We start from the raw sequence: 17,280 nt of genomic DNA, 5'->3' as shown, positions 1-17,280 counted from the left end.
ACTTCGGACCCCCCTCTGTCCTGCCGGACATCTCCCCCTCAAGGGGGGAGATCGGAAGCTTCCCGGCTTGCGCCCTTTCATCCGTCGTGGTTGCAGCTTCCTCCGGTCGAGAGGAGGCGAAAGCGTTTGCGCGAGATCGATCTCCCCCCTTGAGGGGGAGATGCCCGGCAGGGCAGAGGGGGGTAACCGCCGCGCGCTACCGTCGATCATCGAGACACGCCGCGCCGAACCCATCCCCTCAATACCCCGCCTTGCCGCCCGGCCGCTCGGTGCCTGCGGCGACGGCCAGAAGGTCGGCGAGGACGCCCGAGGCCCCCAGCCGGAAGCGGTCGGGGGACGGATAGTCGCTGCCGCAGATGGTCTCGGCGAGGCGCATGTAGCCGTCGGCGTCCTCGAATGTCCTGATGCCGCCGGCCGGCTTGCAGCCGACGGTGCCGCCGGCCTTGGCGATTTCCTCGAGCAGCATGCGGGCGGAGGCCGGCGTCGCGTTGACCTCAACCTTGCCCGTCGAGGTCTTGAGGAAGTCGGCGCCGCCGGCGATCGCGGCGTGGCAGGCGGTGCGGATCGCGGCCTCGTCGAAGAGCCGGCCGGTCTCCAGGATGGTCTTCAGTTTCGCGTGGCCGCAATGCGCCTTGATGGTGCGCACCTGCGCCTCGACGAAACCCGGATCGCTCTCGACCCGGTCGTAGGCGACGACGAGATCGATCTCGTCGGCGCCGTCGGCGACCGCCTGCCGCGTCTCGGCGAGCGTCGCGTCGACGTCGGCGCCGCCCATCGGAAAGTTGACCACCGTCGCGACCTTGATGCGGGCCGAGAGCTCGCGCCGGGCGAAGGCGACGAATTCCGGCCAGATGCAGATCGCCGCAACCGGCCCCGCGGGCGTCTCTGCCCTGTCGCAGAGCGCCGCGACGTCGGCCTCGCTGCAGTCCTCGGCAAGGTTCGTCAGATCGAGCCGGGCGATCAGCGCCTTCGCCCGCCGCGCCGCCGTGCCGCCCGCCATCGCCGGCTCCTCAGTCATCGAACACGCCCTCCCGGAGCATCGCCTCGACGATGCGCGACAGCCGCGCACCGCCCTTCGGCGCCATTTCCTTGGTCTCCGCGTGGGAGAGTTCGGCACCGGTCATTCCCGCCCCGAAATTGGTGATCACCGAGGCGGCGACCACCCTCAGGCCGAAGAACCGGGCGAGGATCGTCTCGGGCACGGTCGACATGCCGACCGCATCGGCGCCGAGGAGACGGGCCATGCGGATCTCTGCCGGCGTCTCGAAGGAAGGGCCGGAAAACCACATGTAGACCCCCGCGGCGAGCGGCTCGCCGAGGCGCTCCGCCGCCGCCGCCATGCCGGCCCGAAGATCGGCGTCATAGGCCGCGGTCATGCCGACGAAGCGGGCATCGGAAGCCTCACCGATCAGCGGGTTCATGCCGGAAAGGGCGATGTGGTCGGCGACCGCCATCACCGACCCCGGCGCCATGTCGTCGCGCACCGAGCCGGCGGAATTGGTCAGGAGCAGACTGGCGATGCCGAGCTCGGCGATCGCCGCGATCACCGGGCGCATCGCGCCCGGATCGCCGCTCTCGTAATAGTGGACGCGGCCGGAGACGACGAGAACCGGGCGCCCGCCGAGCCGGCCGAGGATCACCTCGCCGGCATGGCCGGAGACCGCGCTCGCCGAAAAGCCGGGGATCGCGGCAAAGGGAATGCGGGCGTCGACCTCAAGCTGCGCCGCCAGATCGCCGAGGCCCGAGCCGAGGACCATCGCCGCGACCGGCGTTCCGCCGCCGAGGCTCTGCCGCAGAAGCTCTGCTGCCGGGCTCATCCCTTCGCCTCGCCGAGCGCATCCGTCGCGAAAGAGTGCGGCAGCAGTTCGCCCATGGTCACGGTCTCGACGACGCCCGTCGCGGCGTCGCAGAGATGCACCCTGGTGCCGGGGCCGGAGAACTCGGCGAGCCGCTGGCGGCAGCCGCCGCAGGGCGAGCAGGCGACGAGCTTTTCGGCGACCACCGCGACCTCGGCGATCTGCCGGCTGCCGCCGGCCATGACCATGTGGGCGATGGCGCTGGTCTCGGCGCACCAGCCTTCCGGAAAGCTGACGACCTCGATGTTGCAGCCGGAATGGACCGTGCCGTCCGCGGCGAGGATCGCCGCGCCGACGGGAAAGCGCGAATAGGGCGCATGGGCTTTTGCCATCGCGGCACTGGCGGCTTCGAAGAGACGATCGGTCACGGCCATCACCGCTCCTTCACATAGGGCACGCCGCCGGCCTTGGGCGGGGTCGCCTTGCCGACGAAGCCGGCGAGCAGGACGACGGTGAGAATGTAGGGCAGCGCCTGGACGAACTGCACCGAGACCTGCCCGACCAGCGGCAGCTCGACCCCCTGGACGCGGATCGACACGGCATCGAGGAAGCCGAAGAGCAGGCAGGCGAACATCACCGGCACCGGCTTCCAGTTGGCGAAGATCAGGGCGGCGAGGGCGATGTAGCCCTTGCCGGCGGTCATGTCGCGGGTGAAGCCCGCCGCCTGTCCGGTCGAAAGATAGGCGCCGGCAAAGCCAGTGAGGACGCCGCAGATGATCACCGCCCGGTAGCGCAGGAAGGTCACCGAGATGCCGGCGGTGTCGACCGCCGCGGGGTTTTCGCCGACCGCCCTGAGCCTCAGGCCGAAGCGCGTCCTGTAGAGCACCCACCACGTGAGCGGCACCATCAGGAAGGCGACGTAGACGAGCGGCGTCTGGCCGGAGAGGACGCCGGAATAGATCGGGCCGAGCACCGGGACGTCGCGCACCGCCTCGGCGAAGGGCAGGTCGACCGCGGTGAAGCGGCCGCCGCCGAAGAGGCTCGGCGTGCGGCCGCCCTGGCCGAACCAGCTCTGTCCGAGAATGATCGTCAGTCCCGCCGCGATGAAGTTGATCGCGACGCCGGAGACGATCTGGTTGCCGCGATAGGTGATCGAGGCGACGCCGTGGATCAGCGAGAAGGCGACGGAGGCGAGGATGCCGACGCAGAGGCCGAGGACCACCGAGCCCCAGACGGCGGCCGCCGAGGCCGAGGCGAAGGCGGCGATCAGCATCTTGCCTTCCAGCGAGATGTCGAAGATGCCGGAGCGTTCGGAATAGAGCCCGGCGAGCGCCGCGAAGATCAGCGGCGTCGACAGGCGGATGGTCGAATCGACGATGTCGAGGAGCGAGGAGAGGTCCATCACCGCGCCTCCCCGACATTGGCGCCGGCCGGCTCCTCGGTGCGGAAGCGGACCCGCTGATAGGCCGCGCCGATGCCCGGCCGGAACATGTTTTCCAGCGCCCCGGCGAAGAGGATGACGAGGCCCTGGATGATGACGATCATGTCGCGCGAGATCGCCGGCATGTCGAAGGCGAGCTCCGCCCCGCCCTGATAGAGCATGCCGAAGAGGATCGCCGCCGGCACGATGCCGGCCGGATGGCCGCGGCCCATCAGCGCGACGGCGATGCCGACGAAGCCGGCCCCTTGCGGAAAGTCGATGGCGAGGCGGTACTGGTCGCCCATGATGGCGTTCAGCGCCATCATGCCGGCAAGGCCGCCGGAGATCATCATGGTGACGACGATCAGCCGGGTCTCCGACATGCCGGCATAGCGGGCGGCGCGCGGCGAGAAGCCGAGGGTGCGGATCTCGTAGCCGAGCCGCGTGCGCCAGATCAGGACATAGACGAAGACCGCCGCGACAAGCGCGACGAAGATCGAGACGTTGAGCGGCGCGCCGCCGAGATTGAAGCCGAAGAGCTCGAACAGGCCCTTCAGCTTCGGCAGCTGCCCGCCGGCGTCGAAGGTGCGGGTCTCCGGCGCCATCGAGCCGGCCGGCTTGAGGACGCCGACGAGAAGGTAGACCATCAGCGAGGCGGCGATGAAGTTGAACATGATCGTCGTGATGACGATGTGGCTGCCGCGCTTTGCCTGGAGATAGGCCGGGACGAAGGCCCAGAGCGCGCCGAAGGCGAAGGAGAGCGCGATGGCGAGCGGCAGGTTCAGCCACCAGGGAAGGATCGCCCCGAGCGACAGGGCGACGGCCGCGACGCCGAGGCCGCCGACATAGGCCTGGCCTTCGCCGCCGATGTTGAACAGGCCGCCGTGGAAGGCGACGGCGACGGCGAGGCCGGTGAAGATGAAGTTCGTCGCATAATAGAGGGTGAAGCCGAAGCCTTCCGCATAGCCGAACGCGCCGCGCAGCATCAGCGCCGCGGCTTCCAGCGGGCTTTCGCCGACGAGCAGCACGACCAGCCCGGCGACGAGGAAGGCGACGACGAGATTTATGAGCGGGATCAGCCCGTAGTCGATCCAGGCCGGGAGTTTGGCGTAGGGACGGCTCATCGGCGGGTCGGCTTTCGGGTGGAAGTGATGCGTTGGGCAGTGCAGGACGGTCCGCGGGTCGGGGCGCCACGGTGCCGGCTCGTGCGATGGCCGAGGCCTACGGCCGCACCCCCCTCTGTCCTGCCGGACATCTCCCCCACAAGGGGGGAGATCGATCCCGCGCGGGCGGTACACGCTCCCTGGAAATCCGGTGAGAGGCCGCGGTTACGCCCTAGCACAGCTGAAAAAAAGGAGGCGGAGTAATCGACGCCGCGTGATCTCCCCCCTTGTGGGGGAGATGGGCGGCAGCCCAGAGGGGGGTGCCAAGGGCGCGGCCTGCCTTCGTCGCCCGACTCATTCCGGCAACCCCGCCTCATATCAATGACGCTTCGCCGGCGCAGAGATGCCAAGGGGGCGCGACGGTGACGGGCAGCCGCGAGCGACGAAGCTTCGTCATTCTCGGGCCCCGTCCCGAGAATCCAGAGATCGTAAGACGCCACGCCTGTTCTTTGCCGGACGGCGAAGTGGCTGATGCTGCGGCAGCCGCCCCTGGATTCTCGGGACGGGGCCCGAGAATGACGAGGCGTCGGGGTGGGCGCTTCCGCTCTTGCTCTCAAGGCGCGCCGAACGTTCGGTGGTGAGCGGTGCCGGGGCCCGTGTGTAACCGCCAAGACGCTCATGTCAGGTCGACCCGGCCGGCTTCGTCCAACTGCCAGAAGGGATTGTGCGCGACCTCCCAGAGATGGCCGTCCGGATCGCGGAAATTGCCGGAATAGCCGCCCCAGAAGACCTTTTGCGGCGGCTTGACCGCCCTCGCGCCGGCTTCGACCGCGCGGGCGTAGAAGCCGTCGACCGCCTCGGGGCTGTCGAAGTTCACCGCCAGCGCCACCGAGCCGGAGCCGGCGGCAAGCTCGCCCTCGCTGCCGTCGGCCATCATCTCGGCGCGGTCCCAGAGCGACAGGACGATGCCTTCGCCGCTCATGAAGGCGGTGGTCGCGACGCTTTGCGGCGATTTCCGCCAGCCGAGCGCCTCGTAGAAGGCGACCGACCGCGCGACGTCGGCAACGCCGAGGGTGACGAGGGTGATGCGGGCGGGGGTCATTCGGCGGCTTCCTTTCCGTCGACGCCGGCCATCAGCAGGCCGAGTTCGCTCTCGGACGCGTCGGGGCCGCGTTCGCCGACGATCCTGCCGGCGAACATCACCAAGATGCGATCGGACAGCGCCCGGATCTCGTCGAGCTCGACGGAGACGAGGAGGATCGCCTTGCCGGCGTCGCGCATCTCGACGATGCGCTTGTGGATGAACTCGATCGCCCCGACGTCGACGCCGCGCGTCGGCTGGCCGATGAGGAGGACGTCGGGGTCGCGCTCCATCTCCCGCGCCAGCACGATCTTCTGCTGGTTGCCGCCGGAGAAGTTGGCGGTCTTCAGCCGGCAGTCGGCCGGGCGGATGTCGTAGGCGGCGATCTTGTCGCGCGCGTCGCCGCGCATCGCCGCGAGATCGAGGAGAGGCCCCTTCTGGAAGCGCGGATCGTCCTGATAGCCGAGGATGGCGTTTTCGTTCTCCTCGAAGGGCAGGACGAGGCCCATGTGATGGCGGTCTTCCGGCACGTGGGCGCAGCCGATGCGGCGGATTTCGGCCGGATCGGCCTCGCGCGTCGGATCGATGGCCCGCCCGTTCATCGCGACCTTGCCGCGCAGCGCCCGGCGGATGCCGGACAGCGCCTCGAGCAGCTCGCTCTGGCCGTTGCCGGCGACCCCGGCGATGCCGACGATCTCGCCGGCGCGCACCGAGAACGACACGTCGTCGACCATGGTGACGCCGCGGGAATCCTTCACCGAGAGCTTTTCGACCGACAGCAGCGGCGCGCCCGGCGCCGCCGGCCGCTTGTCGACGGTGAGCAGCACCCGCCGGCCGACCATCAGCTCGGCGAGTTCGGCGACCGAGGTCTCGGCGGTCTTTCGCGTCGCCACCATCTCGCCCTGGCGCATCACCGAGACGGTGTCGGTGATCGCCATGATCTCGCGCAGCTTGTGGGTAATGAGGACGATCGTCTTGCCCTCGTCGCGCAGCTGCTTCAGGACCCGGAAGAGATGGTCGGCCTCCGACGGCGTCAGGACGCCGGTCGGCTCGTCGAGGATGAGGATGTCGGCGCCGCGATAGAGCGCCTTCAGGATCTCGACGCGCTGCTGCAGCCCGACCGGCAGTTCCTCGATGACGGCGTCGGGATCGACCTCCAGCCCGTGGTCGGTCTCCAGCCGCTTCAGCTCGGCCCTCACGGTGGCGATGCCCTTGTCGAGCAGCGGCGAGCGCTCCGCCCCGAGCATGACGTTCTCGACCACGGTCAGGTTGTGGACGAGCATGAAATGCTGGTGCACCATGCCGATGCCGGCGGCGATGGCGGCGTTCGGATCGGTGATCGCGGCAGGCCTGCCGGCGACACGGATCTCGCCGCGGTCGGCCTGGTAGAAGCCGTAGATGATCGACATGAGCGTCGATTTGCCGGCGCCGTTCTCGCCGACGATGCCGTGGATCGTGCCGCGCTCCACGGTGAGATGGATGTTCCTGTTGGCTCGAACGGCACCGAAACTCTTGTCGATGCCGATCAGTTCGATCGCCGGTTCGGCCATAGGCTGTCGGGACTTCCGTCGTTGTTTCGGGCAGAGTAATCAGCGACAGTCGGGAAGGCCAGAGGCAATCGACCCGCCGGTTCGGGCGAGGGCGGCAGGCACCGGCCGAGAGGCGCGGCCGGCGGCAGGCGAGGGGGAGCCAGGTGACGGGGGACGGCAACGACACGACGCGGCGGTCGCCGCCCGCCAGGCGCTCGGCCTTTCCGCTGATCCGCCGTCTTGCGACGCGCTGGTCGGACAACGACATCTACGGCCACATGAACAACGTCGTCCATTATTCGCTGTTCGACACGGCGGTGAACGGATGGCTGATCGAGACGGGGCTGCTCGACCTCAGACACGGAAGCGAGATCGGACTCGTGGTCGAGACCGGATGCCGCTACCATGGCGAACTCGCCTTTCCGGACGAGATCGCCGCCGGGATCGGCATCGGCCGGCTCGGCCGGTCCTCCGTGCGCTACGAGATCGCCCTGTTTGCCGGCGGGGAGGAGACGGCGGCGGCCGAGGGCTTCTTCGTCCACGTGAACGTCGACCGCACGACGCGGCGGCCGGTGGCGATCGGGCCGGAGCGGCGGAAGAAATTCGAGGAGATACTGCTATGAGCGAGCCGGCCGAGGGACCCGCGGCGCGGATCGAGGACCTCGAGGTGATGGTGTCGCACCAGGCGCGCACCATCGACGAATTGTCCGAGGAACTGACGCGCGCCTTCAGGATGATCGAACGCCTGCAGCAGCTGACCCAGGCGCTGGGCGAAAGGCTCGGCGCCGTGGAGGAATTCGCGCTGCCGAAGCCCGAGGCGACGAAGCCGCCGCACTACTGATCACGGTGAAGCGGACGAGGCAGGACGCCGGCGCGCCCGCTCGCCCGAAATCTTCGTGCCCCGTCCGCCCCAGGCGGCCCGGTAGCCGCCCGGTGGCGGCGGGCTATTCCTTCAGCGTCAGCGCGCCGTTCTCGACCGAATAGCCGTTCAGCCGCCCGAGGAAGCTCATGCCGAGCAGCGCCTGCGGCAAAGCGACGTCGCGGATCACCGTCGCCTCGACATGGCGCAGCGAGACTTGGCCGACGACGACCTCGCCGATCTCGGCCCTTGCGGCGCGGGCGACGCCGTTGGCGGTGCGGACCTCGTAGACGAAGTCGCCGGCGGCGAGCCGGATGCCGAGCATGCGGGCGGTGTCCTCGTCGAGGGCGACGGTGCTCGCGCCGGTATCGACGATGATCGGGACGCTGCGCCCGTTCATCACCGCCTCGGTGCGGAAATGGCCGGCGCCGTCGCCCGGAATGCGCGTCTCGCGCGATCCGGCGGCGACGGGCGCGGCGGGCGCAGGCACCGCGGCCTCGACCAGCGGCGGCCCGGCGTCGAGGCTTTCGGGCCGCGTCGACATGATCTCCGCCTGGTAGCGCTCGAACAGCGAGGGGGCGGCCAGCGCCGCCACCGAGGCGATCGCGAGGAGGATCAGGTGATTGTGCATCGTCGCGCGATCCGTCCCTTGCCGGAAAACCGGCGGCAAGCCTCGCATGCGAGGGGTTGCGGCGGGGTAAAGGCGGCGAAGAGAATGCGCCGGGTCGGGCGGGGCGCGAACCGGATTCCGACGGCGCATGATTTCCAGCCATGCCGTCGGCGGCACTCAAGGGCCATCGCTTGAAGGCGAATGCCATCGGCGACGCCCCGCTCTCTCCCCCTGCGGCGAAGACGGGTGGCAAACAAGGGGTCGAGCGCCATCCTGGAAAACTTCAGCTCGGCGATACCGCCCCTCTGCCTGCCGGCATCTCTCCCGCAAGGCGGGAGATCAGGCCAATCACCCTGCCCGGCACCTCGTTCGAGCGATCGCCTTCGGTGACGCCGCTGGCTTTGCCTTCCCATCCCGCCAGGGCTATGGACGTGGGCAGCAGCTGGGGGAGGAACGATTGGCCGAAAGCGCTGAAACCTTCGATTACGTCGTCGCGGGGGCGGGCTCGGCCGGCTGCGTTCTCGCCAACCGGCTCTCCGCCGATCCCGGCACGCGCGTGTTGCTGCTCGAGGGCGGCGGCAAGGACGACTGGATCTGGTTCCACATCCCCGTCGGCTATCTCTTCGCCATCGGCAATCCCCGCGCCGACTGGATGTTCCGCACCGCCGAGGAGAAGGGCCTCAACGGCCGTTCGCTGGCCTATCCGCGCGGCAAGACGCTCGGCGGCTCCTCGGCGATCAACGCGATGATCTACATGCGCGGCCAGGCGGCGGACTACGACCACTGGCGCCAGCTCGGCCTTGCCGGCTGGGGTTGGGACGACGTCTTGCCGGTGTTCAAGCGGGTCGAGGACCATGCCGAGGGGGCGAGCGCCTTCCACGGCACCGGCGGCGAATGGCGGGTCGAGCATCCGCGGGTGAAATGGGACATCCTCGACCGCATCCGCGACGCGGCGGCGGCCGCCGGGGTGCCGAAGATCCCCGACTTCAACACCGGCGACAACACCGGTTCCTCCTATTTCCAGGTCAACCAGAAGAACGGCCGGCGCTGGAGCGCCGCGCGCGGCTTTTTGAAGCCGGCCATGGCGCGGCAGAATCTGAAGGTCGAGACCGGCGTTGCGATCGACCGGGTCGAGACGCGGGACGGGCGGGTCAGCGCCGTCGTCTACCGCAAGGACGGCGCGACCCGGCGGGCCCTGGTGCGCGGCGAGGCGGTGCTCTCGGCCGGCTCGGTCGGCTCGCCGCTGATCCTCGAGCGCTCCGGCATCGGCGACGGCGAGCGCCTGCGCGCGCACGGCATCGACGTCGTCGCGCATCTGCCGGGGGTCGGCGAGAACCTGCAGGACCACCTGCAGATCCGGCCGATCTACAGGGTCACCGGCATCAAGACGCTGAACACCGAATACTGGAACCTCGTCTCGCGGGCGATGATGGGGGTCAACTACGCGCTGTTCAGGAAAGGGCCGCTGACCATGGCGCCGAGCCAGGTCGGCGCCTTCGTCAAGTCCTCGCCGGAATACGCCACCGCCAACCTGGAATTCCACTTCCAGCCGCTGTCGCTCGACGACTGGGGCCACGGCCTGCACCGCTTCGCCGCCTTCACCGCCAGCGTCTGCAACCTGAGGCCCACCAGCCGCGGCTCGATCCACCTCACCGGCCCGCTGCCCGAGGACAGGCCGGACATCCGGCCGAACTATCTGTCGACCGAGGAAGACCGGCGCGTCGCGGTGGATTCGTTGAAATGGGCGCGCCGCATCGTTTCCCAGGCCCCGCTCGCGCCCTACCGGCCGGAGGAATACAAGCCCGGCGCCCACGTTTCCTCCGACGCGGAGATGCTGGTGGCGGCCGGCGACCTCGGCACGACGATCTTCCATCCCGTCGGCACCGCCAAGATGGGGTCGAAGGACGACCGGATGGCGGTCCTCGACGAAAGGCTGAAGGTGCGCGGCATCGACGGCCTCAGGGTGATCGACGCCTCGGCGATGCCGGCGATCACCTCCGGCAACACCAATTCCCCGACGATCATGATCGCCGACAAGGGCGCCGAGATGATCCGCGAGGACGCGCGGCGCCGCGGCTGACGTCGACAGATCGGCGGGCGGGCGGGCGGCCGGCCGGCCGGCGCCGGCGGGCGGGTCAGTCGCCGGCGTCCGCCCGGTCCGCCCCGGCCATCATGCCCGAAAGCGCGAGGATCACGGCGACGAGCGCCGCCATGCCGAGATAGACGTTGGCAAGGCCGACATGGTCGGCGAGGAAACCGACGATCGAGGGCGCCATCAGGCCGCCGCAGTAGCCGATCGCCGTGGCGATCGAGATGCCGGTGCCGTCTGGCAGGCCCTCGACGTTGCCGGCAGCCGAAAAGGCGATCGGCACGATGTTGGCGAGGCCGACGCCGGTGAGCGCGAAGCCGGCAACGGCGACGGCGACATGCGGGGCGAGGCCGGCGACGACGAGGCCCGAGGCGGCGACGAAGGCGAAGAGCCGGACGGTCCGCACCGCGCCGAGGCGGTTGCGGATGCCGTCGCCGAGGAAGCGGAACACCGCCATCATCGCCGAGAAGGCGGCGAGCCCGAAGCCCGAGGCCGCCGTGCCGGCGTCAAGCTCTTCGCGAAGATAGAGCGCGCTCCAGTCGATCGCCGCGCCTTCGGGCAGCATCGCGACCAGCGCGAAAAGGCCGATCGCGACGGCGGCAAGGAGGCCGGCGGCAGCGGGAGCGGGGCCGGCGGCCGGCCGGGCCGCGGCCCCGGCCGCATCCGGAGACACGTCGCGGCGCGACGCGATCCCGCGGTCGTCGCGGGCCATCCGCCAGACGAGAGCGAAGCAGACGAGGATGACGGCGAAGACGAGGCCGGCGTGGACCTCGGGCCCGAAGCCCGCGATCACCGGGCCGCCGAGGCCGGCCCCGACGAAGCCGCCGACCGACCAGAAGCCGTGGCTCGACGACATGATCGCCCGGTCCATGTGGCGTTCGAGGCTGATCGCGTTGGCGTTCATCGCCGCGTCCATGCCGCCGAACATCGCGCCGAAGACGAAGATCGCGGCAAAAGCCCAAGCGAGTTGCGGCGCGAGGACGAGGAGCGGAAAGGCGAAGCCGGCGAGAAGATGCGTCAGGAGCAGCGGCGGGCGCGAGCCGACCCTGCCGATCGCCCGGGCGACCAGCGGCATCGCGGAGACGCCGCCGAGGCCGAAGAAGACGATGAGGAGGCCGATCGTCTGGGCGGAGATCTCCAGCCGCGCCGCCAGCACCGGGATCTCCGGCGCCCAGCTGCCGATGCCGAATCCGTTGACGAAGAAGGCGAGGGCGACGGCCCGCCGGGCGGGCGGAAAACGGTCGAGGGCGACGGGCAGGGCGAGCGTCATGGCATGGTCCGCGACGGGAGGGCTCGAGATGGCGGGGCTTGGTTCAGGCAACGCGGCCTTCGGCGGCGGGCGTCTCGGCCGGCATGCCGTCCGGCGGTGCGGCCTCTCGCGCCGTCTGGCGATACAGACGGTCGACGCGCCGCTCGAACGCCTTGCGCCCGTCGACCAGCAGCCGGCGGGCGGCGCCGAGGCTTTTTTCGCGCAGTTCGCTCTGCCGGCGGTCGAGGAGGGCGAGAAGCAGCGCCAGCGTGTCTTCGCTGCCGAAGGCTTCGGGATCGGCCCGCACCTCGCCGCGCAGGACGGAGAGGTCGTGGTCGCGGCCGAGATCGTCGGCGATCGCCTTGGCGAGATCCTCGGCCGGCCGCAACCCTTCCGGCCAGGCGGGGGCGACGAGCCGAAGGTGCATCCAGTGATATTTCACGCGCTTGCGCAGCTCGTGGAAATCCTCGGCCTCGCGGGTCCTTTCCGCCCGGCGCAGGGCCTTCCGGGCCCGGTTGTAGGTCCGCGCCGCGCCGCTTGCGAGGAGGCGCGCCGCCTTCTTCGGATCTGCCCTGCCGCCGCCGATCTGGAAGGCTTCGACCCGCGGGCGGGCCACCTCCAGCGCCGCGATGGCGCGCCCGACTTCGCCGCCGAGCCCGGACCCGGTCCCGGGCCGGGGACCGGACCCGGCCGCGCCGGCAGCCGCGGCGTCGCGCTCGGCGACAAGCCTTTCCCGCACAGAGGCCAGCGCGTCGGCCGCCACGGTCTCGGCAAAGCTTGCGGAAAGATCGTCCAGCGCCTCGATCAGCGCGGCCTTGTCGCGTACCGCCGAAAGACCGCGCGCCGCGTCGCGGAAGCCGCCGTTGAGCGCCTCGTAGAAGCCGCGGTCGGCCGGTTCGAGCAGCCGGGCGAGGCCGCGCAGCTTCTTGAAGCGCTTGCGAGCCTCGTGAATCCCGGCATGCAGCGCCGCGTCGCCCGCATCCTCCCCCGGCCTCAGATCGGCGAGCGCGCGTTCGATCTGGGCGAGCGCGACCTTGCGGATCTCCGCGTCGAGGGGGCGGGCGGGACGGATCTCGTAGGCCAAGTCCTATCGCCCTTCCGGTTCGCCCGCTTCAACCGGCAGGCCGGCGAGGGCGAGGGTCTGATTGAGATAAGCCGGCTCATCGGTGACCTCGCGGCCGAGAAAATCCGGGCGATCGAAGCGCTCGGCCTCGTCCTCGAGCTCGATCTCGGCGGTCACCAGCCCGGCAAGGGCGCCCTCGTAGACATCGACCTCGATCGTGTGCCCACCGGACGGGACGAAATGGCGGGTCTTGGCGACGACGGCGCCGAGCGCGGTCTCGCGCAGCGCCTCGGCGTCGTCGAGCGGGATGTCGTATTCGAACTCGCCGCGACTCAACCCGCGGCCGGTCTTCAACGTCAGCCGCGCCGACCGGCCGTCGGCGATCCGCACCCGCAAGGAGCGGTCCGCACCGGCAAAGAGATAGAACTGCTCGTAGCGCGCGGCCGCCGTCGCGAGGCCGCGCCAGCCGTCGCCCGTCACCAGAAACTTCCGTTCGATTTCCCGGCCCATCGATCGCCCCTGCCGCGGCCTTGGCGGCCGCGTCGCCCCGCCCTTTGCGCCGGCTTGCCGGCGGACTTTCGTTTGCGTCATCCGGGCGGGACGCCCGTCCCGCGGAAACCGGCCGTCGAATTCCGTCAACCGACGGCGTGCCGCCGCCTCAGGGCCGCCAGGCGATGAAGTTCGACAGGAGCCTGAGCCCGAGCGTCTGGCTCTTTTCCGGATGGAACTGCGTGCCGGCGAAATTCTCCCGCGCCACCATCGCCGTCACCGGACCGCCGTAGTCGGCGACGGCGACGACCGTGTCGGGATCTTCCGCGGCGAGGTGGTAGGAGTGCACGAAATAGGCGTGGAGGCCGTCCTGCCCGGTCGCGATGCCGGCAAGGAGCGGATGCTCGCGGCGCGCCTCGATGGTGTTCCAGCCGATCTGCGGCACCTTCAGCGCCGGATCGGCGGGCGCGATCCGCACGACCTCGCCGGGGATCCAGCCGAAGCCCTCGGTGACGGTCTTCTCGCGCCCCCGCGAGGCCATGAGCTGCATGCCGACGCAGATGCCGAGGAACGGCCGCCCACGGGTCTCGACAGCCTCGCGCAGCGCCTCGACCATGCCGGGCACGGCGTCGAGCCCGGCCCGGCAGTCGGCGAAGGCGCCGACGCCCGGCAGGATCACCCGGTCGGCGCGGCGCACCACCTCCGGATCGTCGGTGAGCGACACCGTCGCGGCGACGCCGCCCTCGCGCGCGGCCCGCTCCACGGCCTTGGTCGCCGAGCGGAGATTGCCGGAGCCGTAGTCGATGATCGCGACCTCGGCCACTCTCACAGCCGCCCCACCGGCCGGCGGCGACTGCCGGAGAGCCTGGCGATCTCGACGCCGGGCCTGTCCCAGCGCTCCGCCCAGCCTTCGACCCTGACGGCGCGTTCGAGCTCGTCCTCGAGCCGCCGCGCCTGCGTCTCGCCCGATCCGGGCGCGTCACGCCAGCTGCGGGCGAGCGGCTGCGGGCGCTCGCCTTCGCCGTCCGCGCCGTCATCGTCGGGGCGGGCCTCGCCGGCGGTGTCCCGCGCGGGTCCGGCGTCGACGAAGCCGATGGCGCGGCGCTCGATCCGCGCATGGGTCTCCGGCGTCGGCCTGTCTCTGCCTGCCATCGCCAGCGCGCCGCGCGGCGGTTCGGGGTCGAAGGCGGCGGGCGGCGTGTCGTGATAATAGATCAGCTCGGCCTCGTCGGTCGTCTCCGCCTCGAAGGCGGCGACGTCGCGCCAGCCCTTGCGCCGCAGCTTCGCCGCCCTGAGGCTGGTTCCCTCGAGGCCGATCAGCAGGCCGACGAGGAAGGTGATGAGCGTGCCGCTCCAGGCAAAGCCCGGCAGCGAGCCGAGCGCGTTGGCGGCGAAGAGAAGGCCGATCGTCACCAGCCCCGACAGCCACAGGCCGTAGCGGAACATCCAGAGGAAGGTGAACAGGAAGGCGGGCAGCGAGAAGCGGTCGCGCAGGAACACCGCGGCCTCGCTGGGGCCGGTCGCCCCTGCCGGTTCGAAGACGAGGTACCGGCTCATGCGTCGCCCGCCCGTGTGACCGTCATGCCAGCATTCCCTTGGTCGAGGGAACGAGATCGGCCTGGCGCGGATCGATCTCGATCGCCTGGCCGAGCACCCGCGCCACCGCCTTGAAGCAGGTCTCGGCGACGTGATGGGCGTTGGCGCCGTAGAGATTTTCGACATGCAGCGTCAGGCCGGCGTTCTGGGAAAGCGCTTGGAAGAACTCGCGCACCAGCTCGGTGTCGAAGGTGCCGATCTTGGCCCGCGAGAACTCGGCCCTGAATACCAGGAAGGGCCGGCCGGAAACGTCGATCGCGGCCCGCGTCAGGCATTCGTCCATGGCGAGATCGAGCGAGGCGTAGCGGCGGATGCCGCGCCGCTCGCCGAGCGCCTGGCGGATCGCCTGGCCGAGCGCGATGCCGGTGTCCTCGACCGTGTGGTGGTCGTCGATATGGGTGTCGCCCTCGGTGGCGATCTCCATGTCGATCAGCGAATGGCGCGCCAGCTGTTCGAGCATGTGGTCGAAGAAGCCGACGCCGGTCGAGACGCTCGCCCGGCCGCTGCCGTCGAGATCGACCTTTGCCTTGACCCTGGTTTCCTTGGTCGCGCGTTCGACCACGGCGTCGCGCCGCCCTGCGGTGTGAGCCATGTTCCTGCCCCTGAACACGGATGGTGGTTCAGGGCCTTCTACGCCGGTTCGCCGCATCAGGAAAGCCGCCTGTCGCAAAAGCGTCGCCGAAAGCTTCGGGCGGCGGCGGCGCTCGCTTTAAATGCCGGCGCAGCGCGCCCACATGGTCTCGCGAACGGGCCGCCTGCAGGCGTCGACGCCGAGTGGATCGGGCGGCCGATGAAGGGAAGTCTCCATGAATTTCGAACGGCACGATCCGGACAAGATCTACGGCACCACCATCGTCACCGTCAGGAAGGGCGGCAAGGTGGTGATCGCCGGCGACGGCCAGGTCTCGCTCGGCAACACGATGATCAAGGGCAATGCCCGCAAGGTGCGCCGCATCGGCAAGAACGGCCAGGTGATCGCCGGCTTCGCCGGGGCGACCGCCGACGCCTTCACCCTCCTGGAACGGCTGGAGGGCAAGCTCGAGCAGTATCCGGACCAGCTGATGCGGGCCTGCGTCGAACTCGCCAAGGACTGGCGTACCGACCGGTATCTGCGGCGTCTCGAAGCGATGATGATCGTCGCCGACCGGTCGGTGACCCTCACCCTCACCGGGACCGGCGACGTGCTCGAGCCGGAACACGGCCTGATGGCGATCGGCTCCGGCGGCAATTATGCGCTGGCGGCCGCGCGGGCGCTCGCCGACACCGGGCTCTCGGCGGAAGAGATCGCCAGAAAGGCGATGAAGATCGCCGCCGAGATCTGCATCTACACCAACGACAACGTCGTGGTGGAGAGCCTCGACGAGGCGGCCTGACGCCGCGGCGGGGATCGTAGCGGCAGATCAGGGCCGCTCGGCCTCTTCCCGGCCCGCGCCGCGGCGGGAGCGGTCGCCGAAGCCGGCGATCCGGCGAAGGGCGCGGCCGTCGATCGCCGCAAGGCCGAGGCCGATCAGCGCCATGCCGGCGACATGCTGCGGCAGCAGGACCTCGCCGAGGAACAGGACGCCGAGCAGGATCGCGCTGACCGGGATGAGGAAGGTGACGAGCAGAAGGTTCGTCGCTCCGGCGGAAGCCAGCAGCCTGAAATACAGGATATAGGCGAGCGCGGTGGAGAGGACGGCGATGCCGAGGATCGCCGCGGCGGTGGTGCCGGCCGGCATCGGAAGCGTCCACGGCCGGTCCGCGACGAGGGCGGCGGGCAGAAGGATCAGCGAGGAGGCCGAAACCTGGCCGGTCGCGGTCGCCAGCGGCGAGATGCCCATCCGCCGGAAGCGCCGCCCGAAGACGCCGGCAAAGGCGTAGGAGAGCGCGGCGCCGAGGCAGGCGAGCTCGGCGAGCGTGGCGGAGCCGGGCCGCAGCGCCGCCGCCGGGCCGATCAGCACCACCACCCCGCAAAAGCCGAGCACGACGCCGGCGGCGCGATGGCGGGTGAAGGGCTCGTCCTTCGTCAGGAGGCCGGCGACGACGACGCCGAAGAGCGGCGTCGTGGCGTTGAGGATCGCCGCGAGGCCCGAGGCTATCTGGGTCTGGCTCCAGACGAAGAGCAGAAACGGCACGGCGTTGTTCAAGACGCCCATGCCGAGGAACGCGAGGAGCACCCCCGGCCGCATCGGGAAGGCGATGCCGAGGAGCCGGAGCACCGCGAGAAGGACGAGGGCGGCGAGCGACACCCGCAGCGCGACGATGGTCAGCACCGGCAGGTCCTTCACCGCGATCTCGACGAAGAAGAACGATCCGCCCCACAACAGCGACAGGGCGATCAGGAGGGCCCAGTCGCGGCCGCCCATCGGGCCGCCCGGTGCCGTCGGCGCGGCGGGCCCGGGCCCGGCGCCGCCGGC

Annotated in this window: 19 protein-coding genes; 4 read left to right on the top strand and 15 right to left on the bottom strand. The window is 70.3% G+C overall.

What is annotated here, in order from left to right:
- Window positions 1-238 precede the first annotated feature (238 nt).
- From deoC to J1C47_RS06145, 7 genes are all read right to left on the bottom strand, one after another.
- Window positions 239-1,018 carry a deoxyribose-phosphate aldolase gene (deoC, locus tag J1C47_RS06175; RefSeq protein ID WP_245396392.1) on the bottom strand — a complete coding sequence of 260 codons (780 nt, stop codon included), beginning with the start codon at window positions 1,016-1,018 and terminating at the stop codon, window positions 239-241.
- Window positions 1,011-1,817: a purine-nucleoside phosphorylase gene (locus tag J1C47_RS06170; RefSeq protein WP_207349868.1), complete on the bottom strand. Its 807-nt coding sequence runs from the start codon at window positions 1,815-1,817 to the stop codon at window positions 1,011-1,013. The genes deoC and J1C47_RS06170 overlap by 8 nt, the downstream gene beginning before the upstream one ends.
- Window positions 1,814-2,224 carry a cytidine deaminase gene (locus J1C47_RS06165; RefSeq protein WP_342591946.1) on the bottom strand — a complete coding sequence of 137 codons (411 nt, stop codon included), beginning with the start codon at window positions 2,222-2,224 and terminating at the stop codon, window positions 1,814-1,816. The genes J1C47_RS06170 and J1C47_RS06165 overlap by 4 nt, the downstream gene beginning before the upstream one ends.
- 5 nt (window positions 2,225-2,229) lie before the next feature.
- Complete coding sequence (locus tag J1C47_RS06160) at window positions 2,230-3,198, bottom strand: ABC transporter permease (protein ID WP_207349866.1); 969 nt, start codon at window positions 3,196-3,198, stop codon at window positions 2,230-2,232.
- On the bottom strand, window positions 3,198-4,340 hold the full coding sequence (locus J1C47_RS06155; RefSeq protein ID WP_207349865.1) for an ABC transporter permease: 1,143 nt from the start codon (window positions 4,338-4,340) through the stop codon (window positions 3,198-3,200). Before J1C47_RS06155 ends, J1C47_RS06160 begins: the two co-directional genes overlap by 1 nt.
- Before the next feature lie 655 nt (window positions 4,341-4,995).
- Complete coding sequence (locus tag J1C47_RS06150; RefSeq protein ID WP_207349864.1) at window positions 4,996-5,421, bottom strand: VOC family protein; 426 nt, start codon at window positions 5,419-5,421, stop codon at window positions 4,996-4,998.
- A complete protein-coding gene (locus tag J1C47_RS06145) occupies window positions 5,418-6,950 on the bottom strand; it encodes an ABC transporter ATP-binding protein (protein WP_207349863.1) in 1,533 nt (510 codons plus the stop codon). The genes J1C47_RS06150 and J1C47_RS06145 overlap by 4 nt, the downstream gene beginning before the upstream one ends.
- Before the next feature lie 143 nt (window positions 6,951-7,093).
- On the opposite strand from J1C47_RS06145, the gene J1C47_RS06140 reads away from it, so the two are divergent.
- Together J1C47_RS06140 and J1C47_RS06135 are read left to right on the top strand one after the other, a co-directional pair.
- Window positions 7,094-7,552, top strand: a complete 459-nt coding sequence (locus J1C47_RS06140; RefSeq protein ID WP_342591940.1) for an acyl-CoA thioesterase — start codon at window positions 7,094-7,096, stop codon at window positions 7,550-7,552.
- The gene (locus J1C47_RS06135; RefSeq protein ID WP_207349862.1) at window positions 7,549-7,770 is read left to right on the top strand and encodes a SlyX family protein; all 222 of its coding nucleotides are present in this window, start codon (window positions 7,549-7,551) and stop codon (window positions 7,768-7,770) included. Before J1C47_RS06140 ends, J1C47_RS06135 begins: the two co-directional genes overlap by 4 nt.
- 103 nt (window positions 7,771-7,873) lie before the next feature.
- Here the strand turns inward: J1C47_RS06135 and J1C47_RS06130 are convergent, their stop codons facing one another.
- The gene (locus tag J1C47_RS06130; RefSeq protein WP_207349861.1) at window positions 7,874-8,419 is read right to left on the bottom strand and encodes a retropepsin-like aspartic protease family protein; all 546 of its coding nucleotides are present in this window, start codon (window positions 8,417-8,419) and stop codon (window positions 7,874-7,876) included.
- A 436-nt stretch (window positions 8,420-8,855) separates the two neighbouring features.
- Here J1C47_RS06130 and J1C47_RS06125 point away from each other — a divergent pair, with 436 nt between their 5' ends.
- Window positions 8,856-10,478: a GMC family oxidoreductase gene (locus J1C47_RS06125; protein ID WP_245396391.1), complete on the top strand. Its 1,623-nt coding sequence runs from the start codon at window positions 8,856-8,858 to the stop codon at window positions 10,476-10,478.
- 55 nt (window positions 10,479-10,533) lie between these two features.
- Here J1C47_RS06125 and J1C47_RS06120 read toward each other — a convergent pair whose 3' ends face one another.
- The 6 genes from J1C47_RS06120 to hisB all read right to left on the bottom strand — a co-directional run bounded on the left by J1C47_RS06120 (window position 10,534) and on the right by hisB (window position 15,476).
- Complete coding sequence (locus J1C47_RS06120; protein ID WP_207349859.1) at window positions 10,534-11,757, bottom strand: MFS transporter; 1,224 nt, start codon at window positions 11,755-11,757, stop codon at window positions 10,534-10,536.
- A 43-nt stretch (window positions 11,758-11,800) separates the two neighbouring features.
- A complete protein-coding gene (locus tag J1C47_RS06115; RefSeq protein ID WP_207349858.1) occupies window positions 11,801-12,820 on the bottom strand; it encodes a CHAD domain-containing protein in 1,020 nt (339 codons plus the stop codon).
- Window positions 12,821-12,823: 3 nt separating this feature from the next.
- Window positions 12,824-13,309 (bottom strand): CYTH domain-containing protein, encoded by a 486-nt coding sequence (locus J1C47_RS06110; RefSeq protein ID WP_207349857.1) that lies wholly within the window; start codon window positions 13,307-13,309, stop codon window positions 12,824-12,826.
- A 148-nt stretch (window positions 13,310-13,457) separates the two neighbouring features.
- Window positions 13,458-14,111, bottom strand: coding sequence for an imidazole glycerol phosphate synthase subunit HisH (gene hisH, locus J1C47_RS06105; RefSeq protein WP_207349856.1), 654 nt, complete (start codon window positions 14,109-14,111; stop codon window positions 13,458-13,460).
- Between the two features lie 2 nt (window positions 14,112-14,113).
- The gene (locus J1C47_RS06100) at window positions 14,114-14,845 is read right to left on the bottom strand and encodes a DUF2628 domain-containing protein (protein WP_207349855.1); all 732 of its coding nucleotides are present in this window, start codon (window positions 14,843-14,845) and stop codon (window positions 14,114-14,116) included.
- Between the two features lie 22 nt (window positions 14,846-14,867).
- Entirely contained in the window at window positions 14,868-15,476 is a 609-nt protein-coding gene (gene hisB / locus J1C47_RS06095; RefSeq protein WP_207349854.1) for an imidazoleglycerol-phosphate dehydratase HisB, read from the bottom strand.
- A 214-nt stretch (window positions 15,477-15,690) separates the two neighbouring features.
- On the opposite strand from hisB, the gene hslV reads away from it, so the two are divergent.
- Complete coding sequence (gene hslV, locus J1C47_RS06090) at window positions 15,691-16,257, top strand: ATP-dependent protease subunit HslV (RefSeq protein WP_207349853.1); 567 nt, start codon at window positions 15,691-15,693, stop codon at window positions 16,255-16,257.
- Window positions 16,258-16,284: 27 nt separating this feature from the next.
- On the opposite strand, the gene J1C47_RS06085 is transcribed toward hslV, so the two are convergent.
- The gene (locus J1C47_RS06085; protein ID WP_207350045.1) at window positions 16,285-17,229 is read right to left on the bottom strand and encodes a DMT family transporter; all 945 of its coding nucleotides are present in this window, start codon (window positions 17,227-17,229) and stop codon (window positions 16,285-16,287) included.
- Window positions 17,230-17,280 lie beyond the last annotated feature (51 nt).

The sequence above is a fragment of the Jiella sonneratiae genome (assembly GCF_017353515.1).
Lineage (GTDB): Bacteria > Pseudomonadota > Alphaproteobacteria > Rhizobiales > Rhizobiaceae > Jiella > Jiella sonneratiae.
The sequence above is the reverse complement of the archived record's forward strand: the minus strand, read 5'-3'. Positions and strand labels throughout refer to the sequence as shown.